Raw genomic sequence first — 16,048 nt, 5'->3', positions numbered from 1 at the left:
ATAAGGTTGTATTAAGCGATTTTTCGATATCAAAATACAAAATCACCAATGATGATTATAATAAATATTTGCAGATAACAGGGGTAAAAAAAGCACCCATCCATATTTTTTAAAAAATTATCCATCCTTGCAAAAAGGATATTATTCTGTTGGTGTTACCTGGCAATAGGCAAAAGACTATTGTCAGTGGTTAGGTAAGGAGTCTGGTAAAAAGATTGATTTACCAACAGAGGCGCAATGGGAATATGCAGCAAGATCCAGAGGTCAATATTTTCAGTTTCCAACAAATAATGGTGACTATTTACCTGGAAAAAATGTTCCGGGTAAAGATGAATTAGATAAATATACAGATGGTTTTGGTTTCCCATTTTACCCAGTAGGCAAATATCCCCCAAACCCCCTGGGTCTGTATGATATGGGGCTTAGTGGCTCTGAATGGACTAATGACTGGTATGCAGCAGATTATTACTCTCATTCTCCGGTAAACGATCCTCAGGGGCCTGCGCAGGGTACTAAAAAAGTCCTGCGTGGATATATTGGCGGCGACAGACAGTACGCTTTAACCATGTTCAGGCAATCAAAATTGCCAGTTCCGAAGATCGATAAAGACGATGACTATGAAAAATATGGTGTTGGTCCGCAGTATGTATTTCGTTGTGTCGTTAATAAATAATGTGTGATGCTATATCTTATTTTAAAAAATCGGTGGCGTTCAACATATAAGGTTTTTTTCTAATGGATGGTAAAATCATGTACAGTAGTGAAATTATTTCATCGTCATCAACGATGATTGTCAACGGAAAAAAGTGGTGCTCATTAAAAATCTGAAAGAAGAAATGTTAAGGTTTGAAGATGAAGCCAAAACTGACTGGCTGTTTCCTAATCCTATGCCGTTTGGTCTGGAACGAGTTATGATTCAGCAGTGGGTGCGGGCTTATCTAGGATTTCCGATGGTTTACGTTGAAGCAAAAATTGTTATGACTGCTTATAGGGGGGGAAGAGATATATACCTTACCTATGCCTCATCAAAATAGTTCTGTCGGATTTATCTATAACAATGATTTATTTGCAGAAACCGTGACTTTTTATCCACTGAAGCGAGCAAAGGAGATTCATATTGCGCTGGAGAAAAAGCGACTTTGTGGCAAATGAATATTGATATCGAAACACTTGTGAAGCAATTAGGTAAACCTTATCAGGATATTTATGAACAAGGTTTAATTCCCTACAAAACAAAACCAACGATTACTGTTGGTGATGATATTTTCAGGCTGGATATGAGGCGGTAAGGAATATTTTTATCTTTTATCAATAACCAGAAAAAATCTTGAGGAAGTGACTTTGCGGTTAGAAGATGAAAAAAAACGGCTTGGTTATTTCCTAATCCGCTGCCATTTAGTCTTGAATCAGTAATGACGCAGCGATGGATGCGCGAACGCTTCGGATTTCCCATAGGTTATGGCGAACGCAAAACGATAGAGAGCTATAGTCGTCGTATTAGCGAGGTATACCCACTGTTGCCACCTAATCAGAAAATGTCTGTTTTATTTTCTTATAATTCTGATTATTTTGTTGTTAGTGTATTTTTTATTGTATAGAGCATGCAATAGAAATTAAGGCGGATCTCGCGAGTATAAGGTCGTCTGGCAATTGGCGTTCGAAGTGAAAAGTTATTAATGTAGGGGATATCACCTGGGGGAAGAAGTATATATTAAGTAAAGAGAGGCGTGCAGCTATTCCAGATATTATTTTATGTTTATTATTCTTTCTTTGATAGGAGTAGCCGGTTTTTGTCTGTTATTAAATGTTATTGCCTCACTCTTTAGGTTGAAATAGATGCGATTGAGTATTCTAATTAATAACTACTGTATCGCTGATATATAAAAGGAAATTCAATGTCCAAAGGTTTTGTATTACTCGGCGATAAAACTACGCACGGCGGTGCTGTTATTTCCGCATCCTCCACCATGATTGTAAATGGAAAGCCTGTAGCGCTGGTGGGGGATAAAGTCAGCTGCCCGATTCCGGGACATGGCACTAATGCCATTATTGAGGGAGCGCCGGAATGGTCTTCCGATGGTAAAGCCATCGTGGTCGATGGCTGCAAATGTCAGTGCGGTTGCCAGGTGATTTCCGGCGCGCCGGAATGCGCGATAGGATAAAAAATGGGCTGGGTACGAACAAAAGCATTGACCATGGAGCAGCCATCGGCTCCTTCACTGACCCGATGGCTGTTTGCCGGTGTACTGATGGCGATTATCGGTGTCCTGCTCTTTATCCTCCATGCTTCCGGCACCGTAAAAATTCTCTCAGTGATAAATATCTGGTGGGTATCCCTGATGCCTGCAGGATGCTGGTTGCTGATTTTTTGTCTGCGTTGCTACCTGTGGGACAGGGATCTGAAAGCGCATCAGTTCTTGCTGAAAGAGGCGGAATACGGACAGCAGAGGTGGGAAGACTGGGCCGGGCGCTGGCTGGCCGTTCTGGGCAGTGCAGTGCTGTTGCCGGATCATATTTCTGCGGCGCATTGGGGAAGTGAGCGGCCTCAGCAATACGGACTTACCCGCAGGATTAATTACCTTCCGGTAGAAGAGCCGGTGCAGTTGAGTGCGATGCATGCGCTGCTGACCAGTATAGAAGAGCGCGTGCAGTGCCTGCCGGAAGAGCTACCGCTGTATGTCACCCTGATCACGGATAATCCCTCGCCTGAGCTGACCAGCAGTTTCAGTAATCTCTGGAAAGAACACATTCCTGGCCGCGCCGTGCCTGATGATATTACCGTTACCGGCTCATTCTCACTGTCGGAAGTGGAGGAGCGCCTGAAGCAGCCTGTACTGACGGTCAATTTACTCCTGGTCATCCAGCTCAACGGTGGTACAGCATACTCCGACGGGCTGGCCGTGCTGCTGCTGACCAGCGATGATGTGGCGCAAAAATACCATCTGCCGCACTCATCACGGCTGTTACGTCCTATGCCCTTAGATATGACGAACTTTGAAGACGATATCACCCTGTTTCTGGAAACCCAGACTGTCGCCTGCCAGACGCCCTCCGTTATCGGGGACGCAAAAAAATGGACGGAAAGAAGCGCCGCGCTTATCACGCAGGGCGGCAAAATGCATACCCCATGGAAAGCTGAAGATATCGCGCTGCTGGAAAAATGGTGCGGTATTCCGGGACCCGCAGCGCCCTGGCTCCTGGCCGCCCTGGCAGCCGATCTGGTCAGCCTCCGTAAACAGCCCCTGCTGGCGTTATTTTCCAGCGAACAGGAACATTTTATCAGTACCATCACCCCAGGGAGTGAAGATGAATATACCGGGTAATGGCCTGGGCCGGTTTGGCCTGGCCGGGCTTACGTTGGCCGGGATGGCTGCAATATGGTGGGGGATCACCCGCTATGGCGGCATGCTGAATATCAATACGCGGGGCGAGCAGGTACTGGCGTTTGTCCTGGTCTGTCTGGCGTTGGTATTTGTTTTTTACCTTCCTGCAATGTCCCGCCGTGTGAAGGAGAGTTTATATCGCCGGCAGTCGCAGCAGGCCAGCGTCTTACCCGGCGAAGAAGGGCGCGTGGCGCTGACACCTCCCCATCATATTACGGTGGGGGAAATTCGCCAGACTCTACGCTATCAGTATGGACGCGCCTGGTCCCGCAAAGTCCGTATTCTGCTGATAATTGGCTCAGTCAGAGACGTAGAACAACTGACCCCAAAGCTCACGCAGGAACTCTGGCAGGAAGATCAGGGTACATTATTGCTGTGGGGTGGAGACCCTGGGGCAGCGGTAGATAACGCCTGGTTCACAGCGCTGCGTAAACTGCGTTATCGCCCGGCTGATGGTATGGTGTGGGTAACATCGGGCTTTGACGGCGTTTTGACAACGATGAACAGAACGAAGCCCAGGCTCACGCCAGATGAAATGGACAGTGTGTCTCACTCTCTAAAGCTACGCTACGAAGCTCTTGGCTGGAAACTACCCCTATACGTCTGGTCGCTGTATGAGGGGGGCAACGAAAAAAATGGACGTATCACTCAGCCTGTAGGCTGCCTGTTACCTGCAGGTAGTACGCCGCAAATAGTTGCCGAACAGTTCACTGCCCTGGCGCCGTTACTGATAGAGCAGGGCATCCAGCAGATATGCGGGCAACCACAGCACAATTTTTTACTCGCGCTGGCCGATCAGTTGACCCGTAAACCGGAAACGGTGACGGAGCCGTTATCGGTACTGCTTAATCCTTACCGCCCGCAGCCGCTGGCCGGAGTGGTATTTAGTGAGGCGTCAGTAGAGGCTGGTCGCAGTGTCCGTCATCACTGGGGACGGGATAACCGCTGGGAAACGATACCAGACTCAGTGCTGTGGTTGCCAGCCGGTCTACGTCCGCGCAAACAGGGAGTCAACTGGATGCGTGGGATGAGCGTGGCCACTGCCGCCCTGATGTTATTTTGGGCCGCCACTCTGCTGGTCTCTTTTATCGCCAACCGCGAGCTGGTGGCGACCGCACATCAGCAGGTGCAGCAGGCCTCGGCGGGAAAACAACCGCTGGCCGTACGCCTGCATGCGCTCTCCGCGATACAGAAAACGCTTTCTAAACTGGAATACCGCTCGCAGCACGGCGCGCCGTGGTACGCTCGCGCTGGTCTCAGCCAGAATGATGGCCTGCTGGCGGCGCTGTTCCCGCGCTACGGGGAGATGGCGCAGCCGCTGCTGCGCGATGCGGCAGCAGCGCACCTTCAGCGGCAGCTGAACGCCTTCGCACAGCTGCCGTCGGACAGCCCGCTGCGTGAGACGATGACGAAGACCGCTTACGACCAGTTGAAACTGTACCTGATGCTGGCCCGCCCGGAGAGAATGGATGCTGCGTGGTTTGCGGGAGCGTTGATGCGCGAGTGGCCGCAGCGTTCCGGCGTGGCGGACGGCGTCTGGAAGGGTAGCGGCCCTTCGCTGCTGGCATTTTATGCCGCCAGTCTGGCGTCGCATCCGCAGTGGCGTCTGCCTGTCGATGACGGTTTGGTCAGCCAGGTGCGCACACGGTTAATTCGACAGATGGGCCAGCGCAACAGTGAGTCCACGCTTTACCAGAAGATGCTCGCGCAGGTGGCGAATCAGTATGCCGATATGCGCCTGGCGGATATGACTGCCGACACCGATGCTTCGCGTCTGTTCAGCACTGATGAGGTGGTGCCGGGAATGTTTACCCGTCAGGCCTGGGAGCAGGCCGTGCAGCCGGCCATTGAGAAAGTGGTCGCGGAACGCCGCGATGAAATGGACTGGGTGCTGAGCGACACGAAGCAAACTGCCGCGCAGTTGATGTCGCCGGAAACTCTGCGAGCCCGGCTGGCGGAGCGTTATTTCGCTGATTTCAACGGCGCCTGGCTTGATTTTCTCAACAGCTTGCGCTGGCAGCGCGCGGCGACCCTCTCTGATGCCATTGACCAGCTGACCCTGATGGCCGATGTGCGCCAGTCGCCGCTGGTGGCGCTGATGAACACCCTGAGCGTGCAGGGGCGAACCGGCCAGACCGGGGAAGCCATCGCCGATTCGCTGGTCAAATCGGCCAGGCAGCTGTTTAACCGTGATAACTCACCCGTCATCGATCAACGGTCCGGCGCGCGCGGTCCTCTGGATGCCACCTTCGGGCCCGTGCTGGCGCTGCTGGACAATCGCGACGGCGGGACGCCCACCAGCCGCCTTAGCCTGCAGACCTTCCTGACCCGCGTCACCCAGGTGCGTCTGCGCCTGCAGCAGGTCACCAACGCCACCGACCCGCAGGCGATGACCCGCCTGCTTGCGCAGACGGTGTTCCAGGGCAAGGCCGTGGATTTAACCGAAACGCGCGACTACGGCAGCCTGGTGGCGGCGGGGCTGGGCCAGCAGTGGAGTGGATTTGGGCAGACGCTGTTTGTTCGCCCGATGGAGCAGGCCTGGCAGCAGGTGCTGACCCCGGCGGCGGAAAGTCTCAACGCCCTGTGGCGCAGTGCGGTGGTGGAGGACTGGAATAGCGCTTTTGGCGGTCGCTACCCCTTTAAAAATACCAGCAGTGAAGTCTCTCTGCCGCTGCTGGCAAAATATCTCAATAGCGAGACCGGGCGCATCGCCCGCTTTCTGCAGACCCGGCTGAACGGTGTGCTGCATAAAGAGGGGAGCCGCTGGATGGCGGACAGTATCAATGCTCAGGGACTGACATTTAACCCGGCCTTTCTGCAGGCGATGAATACCCTGAGCCATCTCTCCGACGTCGCGTTCGCCAACGGCGAAGCGGGATTGCATTTTGCGCTTCGCCCCGGCACGGCGGACGGCGTGATGCAGACGGAGCTGGTCATCGACAGTCAGAAACTTGTCTATATGAACCAGATGCCGGCCTGGCGGCGGTTCAGCTGGCCCGCCGACACCGAAGCGCCGGGCGCCAGTCTCAGCTGGATCAGTACCCGGGCGGGCACCCGCCAGTATGGCGATTTCCCGGGCGCCTGGGGCTGGATCCGACTGCTGGATAAGGCGGTAGTCAGCGCTTATCCCGGAACGAGCAGCAGCTGGAGCCTGAGCTGGAAAGCGCCGGATGGTCTGTTGCTGAACTACACGCTGCGTACCGAGGCGGGGGAAGGACCGCTGGCGCTGCTGTCTCTGCGAAACTTTACGCTACCGGAGACGATATTCAGCGTGCGCGCGCCTGCTGAGCGTGTTCCGCTGACCGACGATATACCCGGCGAAGAGGGATACTGAAACCGCCTCCCTCACTGATTGGCGTTGACCTGCGACGCCGGGCCTCCTCTGCTCATGGCCGCCCGGCGGCCAACTAATCTGACCGCGCAGCCATGCTGCGTGTCTCCCTGTAGACGAATAATGGAATATTCATAATGGACGATTTAACCCTGCGATATTTTGACGCTGAAATGCGCTACCTGCGCGAGGCGGCAAAAGCGTTCGCGCAGGCTCACCCCGATCGGGCGGCGATGCTGGATCTCGATAAAGCCGGTACGCCGGACCCTTACGTTGAGCGCCTGTTTGAAGGCTTTGCCTTTTCCGTAGGTCGCTTGCGCGAAAAAATTGATGATGATCTGCCGGAGCTGACCGAGGGGCTGGTCAGCATGCTGTGGCCGCACTATTTGCGCACCATTCCGTCGTTATCGATCGTGGCGCTGACCCCAACGCTGCCGGCGATGAAGATGGCGGAAACGGTGCCCGTCGGGTTTGAGATTAGCTCCCGCCCACTGGGGCCGAAAAATACCGTGTGCCGGTACCGAACCACCCGCGATCTGACGCTTAACCCGCTGGCGATAGAGGAGGCGGTGATGACGGCGGAGCCGGACGGACGTTCGGCTCTGCGACTACGATTCGCCTGTAGCGAGCTGGCGGACTGGTCGCAGACCGATCTCCGCCGCCTGCCGCTGTACCTGGGGGAAGACGCCGTTACCGGCAGCGCCCTCCATCAGTGGCTGACCCGACGCCAGGCCGCGCTGTACCTGCGCCTGCCGGGTCAGACAGAGCGGGTAAGCCTCGACGGCTATTTTTTCCCGGGAGGATTCAGCGAGGAAGATCGTTTATGGCCGAAGGGGGAGAGCGCTTTCAGCGGCTATCAGTTGCTGCTCGAGTATTTCACCTTTCGCGAAAAATTTATGTTCGTGCAGCTAAATGGCCTGGAAAACATCACCCTGCCGGCGGGGATATCGCATTTCACGCTTGAGGTGGTGTTCAGCGAGGTCTGGCAAAGCGATTTACCCGTCAGCGCAAGCAGCCTGCGCCTGCACTGTGTGCCGGTGATTAACCTGTTTACCCTCGAGGCTGATCCGTTGACCATCAGCGGGCTGGAGAGCGAATACCTCCTGCGTCCGAAGCGCCTGCAGGACGGGCATACCGAAATCTATTCTGTCGACAGCGTGACCGGCTCCGGGCGCACCGGGGAGGCGCGCTATGTGCCTTTCACCCGCTTTCGTCACCAGGGGGGAATGATGCGTCTCCATGCGCCGGAGCGCTACTACCACACCCGCGTCAAACGGGGCGTCACCGGCATGCACGATACCTGGCTTATCCTCGGCGGACAGCAATGGGAGGCTGACCGGGCGCTGGCGCGGGAAACGGTCTCCTTGCGCATCACCGGCACTAACGGCCAGCTGCCGCGCCGGGCGCTACAGAGCACGCTGCTGGATCGCTGTGAGTCGATATCAGCCACGCCGCTTACCGTCCGCAATCTCTGTAAGCCCACATTGCCGGTATATCCCCCGGCGGAAGACCGCTATCACTGGCGGGTCATGAGCCATCTGGGCACCCGTTTTCTCAATATGATGAGCAGCGCCGAGGTACTGCGCGGTACGCTGTCGCTCTACAACTGGCGGGAGGATGAGCTCAATAACCGTCGTCTGGACGCTATTCTGGCGGTCAGCCATCACCGAATTCAGCGTTTCGAACAGGGATTCCTACTGCGCGGGCTGGATATCGAAGTGACGCTCGACGGTAGCGGATTTACCGGCGCGGGCGATGTCCACCTGTTTGGCGACATGCTCAACCGCTTTTTCGCACTGTATGCCGATATGAATCAGTTCAACCAGCTGACGCTCATTGTTCAACCTGAAGGGAAATGTATCCGGTGGAAAGAGAATCACAGTCTGCGCCTGCCCGGCTGATGGATCAGCTCCGGCCTCAGTTGCCATACATGAATTTTTACCGCTTCTGCCAGTTGCTGGAGAAGATCCAGCCGAAGGCGCCGGTCATCGGCAGCGACTGGCAGTTGGGTGATGAGCCCATACGCTTTCGCCCGCATCCGGGGATGGGTTTCCCGGCCGGCGAAATCCGTGGAATGGACGATCCTGAACCGCCCCGACCGCCGGCGGTGCGCGTTGCTTTTATGGGGCTCTACGGCGTGGAATCCCCGCTGCCGACCCACTATAGCGATGACATTGCGCAACGGCGGGAAGGCGTCGAGGCGACCGAGGATTTTCTCGATATCTTTAACCATCGGCTGATCGCCCAGTATTACCGTATCTGGCGCAAATATTCCTACCCGGCAACCTTTCGGGCGGGTGGCACGGACAACACCTCGCAGTATCTGCTGGGCCTGGCGGGGCTGGGCATACCGGGAAGTGCCGCCGTTGCCGCAGCGCCGCTGTCGCGATTTCTGGCGCTGCTGCCGGTGATGATGCTGCCGGGGAGATCCGGGGAAGGCATGGAGGCGCTGGTGGCGCTCCTGGCCCCGGGGACCCGGGCGACGGTGTACCACCACGATCCCTGCCGGATCCCCTTGTCGCAGCCGTTAACGATGAGCGTCCGCCAGCCGGTTAGCCTGCAACATAGGCCAGTGATGGGAACCCACGCCACGGATGTGAACGGTCAGGTGTTGCTGCAGCTGGCGACGGAAAAGCCTGATGAGGTCCGCGGCTGGCTGCCCGGCGGCGAACTGTTCAGCGACCTGATGGCGCTCCTGCACGTCTGGCTCGGATCTCATCTCGACGTGCGGCTGCAGCTTTGCGTCGCCCGCCATTTACTGCCGGATGCGCAACTTTGCTGCCAGCAGGCGCATGCCGTCCAGCTTGGCCGTACCGCTGTGCTGCGTCCGCTGGATGCGCAAAAACAGGCTGACGACAGGATCACGATTTATCTGGGGCGCTATCAGCGCGTCCGGGAAAATATCCACCGCAGGGAGAGCGATGAAGATGGCGATTACCGCAGTTAAACCCTCCGCCAGGTTGCTGGCATTCCTTATGGTTACCGTCTTAACCGGCTGCGGCCTGACGCAGACCGTGAAAGACGGCGCCGTTTCCGTGACCCAGTCCATTTTTTACCCCCAGGTGAAAACCCTGCATCTGGATCTTCGCGCCCGGGAAGGGGTGAATAACAACGCCAAAGGCGCCTCCCTGGCGACGGTGGTGCGTATTTACCAGCTTAAGGACCGGCAGGCGTTCGACAATACTGACTACCCGTCGCTGTTTGCTGGCGATGGCCAGGTGCTGCAGGCGGACCGGGTGGCGGAAAAAGATGTTCGCCTGCGTCCGGGCGAGTCGGTGACCGTCGATATGCCCATGGAAACCCGCGCGCAGTTTGTGGCGGTGGCGGCCATGTTTATCGATCCAGACCTGACGCAAAACAGCTGGCGGCTGGTACTCACCCGGGACGATCTTGACCCGGCGAGGCCGCGCATTATCGAAGCCAGCCAAAATCAACTGACGCTGCACCCGCTTAAGGAGAAGTGAAAATGCCTCGTCCCTCCCTGTATGACATCCTGTACGGCAACTTCGCCGGCGGGCTTGACCTGAATACTGTCAGCGAAACGGATCAGGTCCTCCTGTCGGTGCTCGATAACATGCAGCGCATCCTCAACTGTCGGGCTGGAACGCTGGCGCATCTGCCGGACTACGGCCTGCCGGATATGACCGCTATCCTCCAGGGCATGCCGGCGTCGGCGCATCAGCTGATGAGCACGTTGTCGGCGGTATTATTGAAGTACGAACCGCGCCTGCAGCGGATCGCGGTGGTGATGCTCGATCAGCATGCGCCCGGCGAACTGCGCTATGCCATTGATGCGGAGCTGAAGGATATTGGCCTGGTGCGTTACGGCACAGAGTTTATGCCCGAGGGCAGGGTGTTGATCCGCCACCTCAAACGCCAGCAGTACCTTGACGCCCGCTCCGCCCTCTAATCTCTCGCAGAAAGACATCATGATGACAACACACGACGAACGCCACTATAAAACCGGTGGCGACCCGCGCACGCTGGCTGATTTTATTGCCCTGCGTGCGGAAATGAACAAGCTCAGCCACCCGGCGCGGCCGGATATTAACTGGCCGTATGCCGAGCAGCTTGCCCGCTCGCTGCTGGAGCATCACGGCGCGGATCTGCAGACTGTCGCCTGGTATACGCTGGCCCGCGCCAGGCTGGGCGGGCTGGCAGGGATCCACGAGGGGCTGTCGCTAATGGAGTCGCTGCTGGCCCACCAGGGGAAAAACCTGTGGCCGCAGGCGCTCCCGGCCCGGACAGAGATCTTCCGCACCCTGAGCAAGCGGCTGCGGCAGGTGATCCGCACTCTCAGTCTCGCCCCGGCGGATCTCGAATCGCTTGGTCAGGCTGAACGTTCGCTGCAAAGCTTCGACGCAGTGCTCCAGCGCTTTGAGATCGCGCCTGAAAACCCGCTGAGCGACCTGCGGGCGCTGTTGCACAGCACGGTAAGCCGCTTCGAGAATCTCGACCCTGCGCCAGCGCTCCCCACCGCGCCGCCGGTGGCGGTGTCTGACGCGGAACTTCCCGGCGCTCTGGTCAGCGAAGAGGATGCGGCGAAGGTTGAACCCGTGCCAGAACTAAAACGTAGGCCAAAGGCTGAGCCGCTGGCGCCGCCTTTACCTGCAAAGCGGCCCGCGCCAGTGGTGGCGTCTTCTCCGGCAACCGCGCCGCGCTGGAAGCCGTTTGTCGCCGGGATGGTCACCATGCTGGCGGTGACGGGCATCGCCGTCGGTGGATGGCTGGCGTTGCGTCAGTCCGATTTACCGCCCATTTCGGTGACCCAAAATGTGATACCGGGCCTGCCGGGGGCATCTCCCCTGATGCCGGTGGATCTGCCTCAGACGCAGCGCCAGCTTGGCGAGCTCGCCCGCCTGGCGCCGGACTGGGCGGTAAGCTACGGCGACCAGCTGGTCCGGCAGGCCCTGAGTCGCTGGCCGGATCAAGCACAACCGCTGGCGCAGCAGTGGCGGCAGCAGTTGAGCGCTGCCGCATTGCCCGCGGAAAACCTCACCGGCTGGTCCGAGGGAATGCAGCAGCTGCAGCGGCTCGCCGGCCAGCTCAATGCCCTCGACGAGCAGAAGGGGAGATACCTCACGGTGAGCGAACTGAAAACCGCAGTGTTTGCCATCATGCAGTCGTTTAACCGCGCCGTTCCGCTGGAGGAGGAGCTACGCCAGCTGGTCGCGCTTCCCGTTGATCAACCCTGGCCTGCCGCCCGGGGAAGCCTCGCGGAGCTGCATCTGCAACAGCTGATCGTGGAGTATGCCCTGCTGAAGCGAAAGCAGTCGCCGCCCGCTGAGATCCCCCTACCGGTAAGCCCTCAGTGAGTGAGGCGGTGAAATAAAGTGTGCGCATGGCAACATTTTCTTTACATCATGATTGCAAGAACCGAACGCCCTTCGTAGTCTGAAAATGATTTAAATATACCATTTGTGTTTATATTGAAAATTTCATTTCGACCTCTGAGGGCATGCTATGAAGCACTGTAAAATCATCCTGTTAGTGGGGTTACTGGCCTGTTCCGCCTCGGCTTTGGCGGAGAAGATCGGCGTCTCAATGGCCTACTTCGATCAAAACTTTCTCACCATTATCCGCCAGTCCATTGAGAAAGAAGCTCAAGCCCGCCACGTCGACGTGCAGTTTGAAGACGCCCGCGGCGACACCGGACGTCAGGCCGATCAGGTGCAGAGCTTTATCGCCTCTGGCGTGGACGCGATCATCGTCGACCCGGTGGACTCCGCCAGCACCCCGCAGCTGACGAAGATGGCGCAGCAGGCCAAAATGCCGCTGGTGTATGTGAACCGGACGCCGGGGGATAAAACGTTACCGCCTGGCGTGGTGTTTGTCGGTTCGGACGAGCGGGAGTCCGGCACATTGCAGATGGAGGCGCTGGCGAAGCTGGCGAACTACAAAGGCAATGTCGCCATCATGATCGGCAATCTCACTGACGCCGGCGCGCTGCAGCGCACCAAAGACGTCGAGCAGGTGGTGGCCAAATATCCGGCAATGAAAGTGGTGCAGAAACAGCCGGCCAACTATTCCCGCAGCGAGGGAATGGATCTGATGCAGAACTGGACAGGCAACGGGGAAGCGATTGATATTGTGGCGGCGAACAACGACGAGATGGCGATTGGCGCGGCGATGGCGCTGGAGAAGAGCCAGAAGAAGCTGTTGATCGGTGGGATCGACGCCACGCCGGACGGGCTGAAAGCCCTGGCCAGCGATAAGATCCAGGTGACGGTCTTCCAGGACGCCGTCGGTCAGGGCAAAACGGCCTTAGCGGTAGCGCTGAAGCTGATTAAAGGAGAAAAGGTCGAGTCTCATGTCTGGATCCCGTTTGAGTTAGTGACCAAAGAAAACATGCAGACCTATGTGGAAAAAAGTCATTAACGGCAAGGCGCACGTGAACGAACTTTGCTGATAAAACCGGGCTGATAATGTGACGCCCGGGCAACGAAACCGGAGGAAAAGACATGGCAACGGAAAGAAGCGGCTATACGCTGCAGGCGATAAAGGCAGGGCAGCAGGGACATGTTGAAATGAGGTGGGGGCATCTCGCAGACGTTGATACGCGCGCGGCGGCGGCGGCCATCGTGCAGCAAATCGGGCGACCATCTTCCGCAGCGGGACAGCAGGAGATCAGTCTGTCACTGACCAATGCCGCCAGCGGCATCTCGGTCGAGCTTCATCACCCGGCCTCAGGGGAAAGCGCCACCCCGGCTTTCATCGAGGGCGAGTTAAAGAAAATTGTGCAGATCGTTGATGGCTATGAGGCGGCTGAAGAGACCCATATTGTGGAGTAGCGTGTCGTCCGGGTAAAAAAAATCCACGCCGCTGCGTGGATTTTTTATGGCGCGATGGTGGCGAAAACGCCAGCCAGCGGGATCAGACGTTGAACAGGAAGTTCATCACATCGCCATCTTTCACGATGTAGTCTTTGCCTTCTGCACGCATTTTACCGGCTTCTTTTGCACCCTGTTCGCCTTTGTAGGTAATAAAGTCTTCATAGGCGATGGTCTGCGCGCGGATAAAACCTTTTTCGAAGTCGGTGTGGATCTTACCGGCTGCCTGCGGCGCGGTCGCTCCGACCGGGATGGTCCATGCGCGAACTTCCTTCACGCCTGCGGTGAAGTAGGTCTGCAGATTCAGCAGCTCGTAACCGGCGCGGATCACGCGGTTGAGGCCTGGCTCTTCGAGACCCAGCTCGGCCATAAACTCGTCGCGGTCAGCGTCGTCCAGCTCGGCAATATCGGACTCAACGGCGGCGCAAACGGCGACGACCACAGAACCTTCGGCGGCGGCAATTTCACGGACTTTATCGAGATAAGGGTTATTCTCAAAGCCGTCTTCATTGACGTTGGCGATATACATGGTCGGCTTCAGCGTCAGGAAGCTGAGGTATTTAATCGCTGCTTTGTCTTCGTCGGTCAGGTTTTTCAGTGAACGCAGCATGCCGGCATTTTCCAGCTGCGGCAGGCATTTTTCCAGCGCCGCCAGCTCAGCTTTAGCGTCTTTATCGCCGCCTTTAGCTTTCTTCTGCACACGGTGGATAGCGCGCTCGCAGGTGTCCAGATCGGAGAGTGCCAGCTCGGTGTTGATAACGTCGATGTCGTCAGCCGGATCCACTTTGTTGTTAACGTGGATAATGTTGTCATTTTCAAAGCAGCGAACCACGTGGCCGATGGCTTCGGTTTCACGGATGTTGGTCAGAAACTGGTTGCCGAGACCTTCACCTTTGGACGCGCCTTTCACCAGGCCCGCGATATCAACGAATTCCATCGTCGTCGGCAGGATGCGCTGCGGTTTGACGATTTCAGCCAGCTTGTCCAGACGCGGATCGGGCATCGGTACGACACCGGTGTTCGGCTCAATGGTACAGAAGGGGAAGTTGGCCGCTTCAATACCCGCTTTGGTGAGCGCATTGAACAGGGTGGATTTGCCGACGTTGGGCAAACCGACGATACCGCATTTGAATCCCATGATTTAAATCACCTTAATCTTTGGATAATCAATCTGTTATAAGCAACAGATTGCAGAAAATTGAATAGCTTTGCCTATTATACACGGTGCGCGGCAAAAATGCCGCACGACAACGGCTTATTGCGCCTTAAAGGCATGTAAGCGGTTGGTGGCTTTGGTCAGCCCGTCCTTTAACCAGATTTCGGTGCAGCGCGCCGCTTCGTCGACAGCATCATCAATCAGTTTCTGCTCGCTGGCCGGCGGTTTGCCGAGTACAAAGCCGACAACCTTGTTTTTGTCACCCGGATGGCCGATCCCGACGCGTAAGCGGTGAAAGTTCGGGTTATTGCCGAGCTTACTGATGATGTCCTTTAGGCCGTTGTGGCCGCCATGGCCACCGCCAAGCTTGAATTTCGCCACCCCGGGCGGCAAATCCAGCTCATCATGGGCGACCAGAATTTCATCCGGGTTAATGCGATAAAAGGTCGCCATTGCAGCCACTGCTTTACCGCTGAGGTTCATAAACGTCGTAGGAACCAGCAGGCGAACGTCTTCGCCCGCCAGATTGATGCGCGAGGTGTAGCCGAAGAACTTGCTCTCTTCGCGCAGCGGCGCACGATGGCGATCCGCCAGTAAATCGACATACCAGGCGCCAGCGTTGTGCCGGGTGGCGGCATATTCCGCACCGGGGTTGGCCAGGCCGACAATCAGTTTAATGGTCACGTTTTCTTTCCTGCATGGGGCATTCTCTGCCGCGTAGTGTACTGTCTGCGGGCGCGCTTGACAAAGTTCTGCCCACGAGACAATACCAGCATTGATGATTACCCACCTGAATCATTAGAATTTGATATTGTTCAGAGGCTTATTTGTAAATATTTGTCTAATCGGTGTTCACTAATGTGATCGTGGGCGCACTCCAGGGCAGGGACCCTGTCTATACTACACCTATAAGATTTGGGGATATTCCCTGGCAACCCAAAGTCCGGAGGTGACACATGAAACGCAAAAACGCTTCGTTACTCGGTAACGTACTCATGGGGTTAGGGTTGGTGGTGATGGTTGTGGGGGTAGGTTACTCCATTCTGAACCAGCTTCCGCAGCTTAACCTGCCGCAATTCTTTGCACATGGCGCAATCTTAAGCATCTTCGTTGGCGCCGTGCTCTGGCTGGCCGGTGCCCGTATTGGCGGCCACGAGCAGGTCAGCGACCGCTACTGGTGGGTGCGCCACTATGATAAACGCTGCCGTCGTAATCAGCATCGCCACAGCTAACCGTAGCATGATTTCCCGCATCGGCCCCTGAAGGCCGATGCGTTTTCCTGTGACTCTCGTTATTTCCTCCTCTTTTCCCCATCACCATACGACCCCATTCCGTCCTGACCTCCGTG

The 16,048-nt window shown here is 56.4% G+C and carries 13 protein-coding genes and 3 pseudogenes; 14 read left to right on the top strand and 2 right to left on the bottom strand.

The genetic code is table 11. From position 1 onward, the window contains the following. From HMPREF3142_RS27550 to HMPREF3142_RS07350, 13 genes and pseudogenes are all read left to right on the top strand, one after another. A pseudogene (locus tag HMPREF3142_RS27550) lies at positions 1-673 on the top strand (formylglycine-generating enzyme family protein); the annotation flags it as partial. A gap of 133 nt (positions 674-806) precedes the next feature. After that, the gene (locus HMPREF3142_RS07400) at positions 807-1,034 is read left to right on the top strand and encodes a DUF6392 family protein (protein WP_162536011.1); all 228 of its coding nucleotides are present in this window, start codon (positions 807-809) and stop codon (positions 1,032-1,034) included. Between the two features lie 114 nt (positions 1,035-1,148). After that, positions 1,149-1,598 (top strand): annotated as a pseudogene (locus HMPREF3142_RS30080) (DUF6392 family protein). Between the two features lie 297 nt (positions 1,599-1,895). Then, a complete protein-coding gene (locus HMPREF3142_RS07395) occupies positions 1,896-2,162 on the top strand; it encodes a PAAR domain-containing protein (protein ID WP_004175522.1) in 267 nt (88 codons plus the stop codon). 3 nt (positions 2,163-2,165) lie between these two features. Continuing rightward, on the top strand, positions 2,166-3,323 hold the full coding sequence (locus tag HMPREF3142_RS07390; protein ID WP_060619675.1) for a hypothetical protein: 1,158 nt from the start codon (positions 2,166-2,168) through the stop codon (positions 3,321-3,323). Next, a complete protein-coding gene (locus tag HMPREF3142_RS07385; RefSeq protein WP_070611923.1) occupies positions 3,307-6,717 on the top strand; it encodes an ImcF-related family protein in 3,411 nt (1,136 codons plus the stop codon). The genes HMPREF3142_RS07390 and HMPREF3142_RS07385 overlap by 17 nt, the downstream gene beginning before the upstream one ends. Before the next feature lie 134 nt (positions 6,718-6,851). After that, positions 6,852-8,615: a type VI secretion system baseplate subunit TssF gene (tssF, locus tag HMPREF3142_RS07380; protein WP_070611921.1), complete on the top strand. Its 1,764-nt coding sequence runs from the start codon at positions 6,852-6,854 to the stop codon at positions 8,613-8,615. 29 nt (positions 8,616-8,644) lie between these two features. After that, positions 8,645-9,661: a type VI secretion system baseplate subunit TssG gene (tssG, locus tag HMPREF3142_RS07375; protein WP_162535995.1), complete on the top strand. Its 1,017-nt coding sequence runs from the start codon at positions 8,645-8,647 to the stop codon at positions 9,659-9,661. After that, positions 9,642-10,178, top strand: a complete 537-nt coding sequence (gene tssJ, locus HMPREF3142_RS07370; protein ID WP_077267007.1) for a type VI secretion system lipoprotein TssJ — start codon at positions 9,642-9,644, stop codon at positions 10,176-10,178. Before tssG ends, tssJ begins: the two co-directional genes overlap by 20 nt. Before the next feature lie 2 nt (positions 10,179-10,180). Then, positions 10,181-10,624 (top strand): type VI secretion system baseplate subunit TssE, encoded by a 444-nt coding sequence (tssE, locus tag HMPREF3142_RS07365; RefSeq protein ID WP_032733231.1) that lies wholly within the window; start codon positions 10,181-10,183, stop codon positions 10,622-10,624. 19 nt (positions 10,625-10,643) lie between these two features. Further along, positions 10,644-12,046: pseudogene (locus HMPREF3142_RS07360) on the top strand (VasL domain-containing protein). 131 nt (positions 12,047-12,177) lie between these two features. Further along, on the top strand, positions 12,178-13,092 hold the full coding sequence (locus tag HMPREF3142_RS07355) for a sugar ABC transporter substrate-binding protein (protein ID WP_012541334.1): 915 nt from the start codon (positions 12,178-12,180) through the stop codon (positions 13,090-13,092). An 83-nt stretch (positions 13,093-13,175) separates the two neighbouring features. Continuing rightward, positions 13,176-13,505 (top strand): DUF1869 domain-containing protein, encoded by a 330-nt coding sequence (locus tag HMPREF3142_RS07350; protein ID WP_070611917.1) that lies wholly within the window; start codon positions 13,176-13,178, stop codon positions 13,503-13,505. Positions 13,506-13,587: 82 nt separating this feature from the next. Here HMPREF3142_RS07350 and ychF read toward each other — a convergent pair whose 3' ends face one another. Together ychF and pth are read right to left on the bottom strand one after the other, a co-directional pair. After that, positions 13,588-14,682, bottom strand: a complete 1,095-nt coding sequence (gene ychF, locus HMPREF3142_RS07345; protein ID WP_008804380.1) for a redox-regulated ATPase YchF — start codon at positions 14,680-14,682, stop codon at positions 13,588-13,590. Positions 14,683-14,799: 117 nt separating this feature from the next. Next, positions 14,800-15,384 carry an aminoacyl-tRNA hydrolase gene (pth, locus tag HMPREF3142_RS07340; protein WP_004180389.1) on the bottom strand — a complete coding sequence of 195 codons (585 nt, stop codon included), beginning with the start codon at positions 15,382-15,384 and terminating at the stop codon, positions 14,800-14,802. A 272-nt stretch (positions 15,385-15,656) separates the two neighbouring features. On the opposite strand from pth, the gene ychH reads away from it, so the two are divergent. Next, positions 15,657-15,932 carry a stress-induced protein YchH gene (ychH, locus tag HMPREF3142_RS07335; protein WP_002910437.1) on the top strand — a complete coding sequence of 92 codons (276 nt, stop codon included), beginning with the start codon at positions 15,657-15,659 and terminating at the stop codon, positions 15,930-15,932. Positions 15,933-16,048: the final 116 nt, after the last annotated feature.

The sequence above is a fragment of the Klebsiella sp. HMSC16C06 genome, assembly GCF_001808325.1.
GTDB lineage: Bacteria > Pseudomonadota > Gammaproteobacteria > Enterobacterales > Enterobacteriaceae > Klebsiella > Klebsiella variicola.
Note: the sequence above shows the minus strand (reverse complement) of the source record. Positions and strands in the feature narration are given on the sequence as shown.

Bases quoted from the DNA above. Each gene is read 5' to 3' on its own strand.
- HMPREF3142_RS07385 (WP_070611923.1), top strand. From the start codon at position 3,307: ATGAATATACCGGGTAATGGCCTGGGCCGGTTTGGCCTGGCCGGGCTT.
- HMPREF3142_RS07355 (WP_012541334.1), top strand. From the start codon at position 12,178: ATGAAGCACTGTAAAATCATCCTGTTAGTGGGGTTACTGGCCTGTTCC.
- tssF (WP_070611921.1), top strand. From the start codon at position 6,852: ATGGACGATTTAACCCTGCGATATTTTGACGCTGAAATGCGCTACCTG.
- tssG (WP_162535995.1), top strand. From the start codon at position 8,645: ATGAATTTTTACCGCTTCTGCCAGTTGCTGGAGAAGATCCAGCCGAAG.
- HMPREF3142_RS07395 (WP_004175522.1), top strand. From the start codon at position 1,896: ATGTCCAAAGGTTTTGTATTACTCGGCGATAAAACTACGCACGGCGGT.
- ychF (WP_008804380.1), bottom strand. From the start codon at position 14,682: ATGGGATTCAAATGCGGTATCGTCGGTTTGCCCAACGTCGGCAAATCC.
- HMPREF3142_RS07350 (WP_070611917.1), top strand. From the start codon at position 13,176: ATGGCAACGGAAAGAAGCGGCTATACGCTGCAGGCGATAAAGGCAGGG.
- tssJ (WP_077267007.1), top strand. From the start codon at position 9,642: ATGGCGATTACCGCAGTTAAACCCTCCGCCAGGTTGCTGGCATTCCTT.
- HMPREF3142_RS07390 (WP_060619675.1), top strand. From the start codon at position 2,166: ATGGGCTGGGTACGAACAAAAGCATTGACCATGGAGCAGCCATCGGCT.
- ychH (WP_002910437.1), top strand. From the start codon at position 15,657: ATGAAACGCAAAAACGCTTCGTTACTCGGTAACGTACTCATGGGGTTA.
- tssE (WP_032733231.1), top strand. From the start codon at position 10,181: ATGCCTCGTCCCTCCCTGTATGACATCCTGTACGGCAACTTCGCCGGC.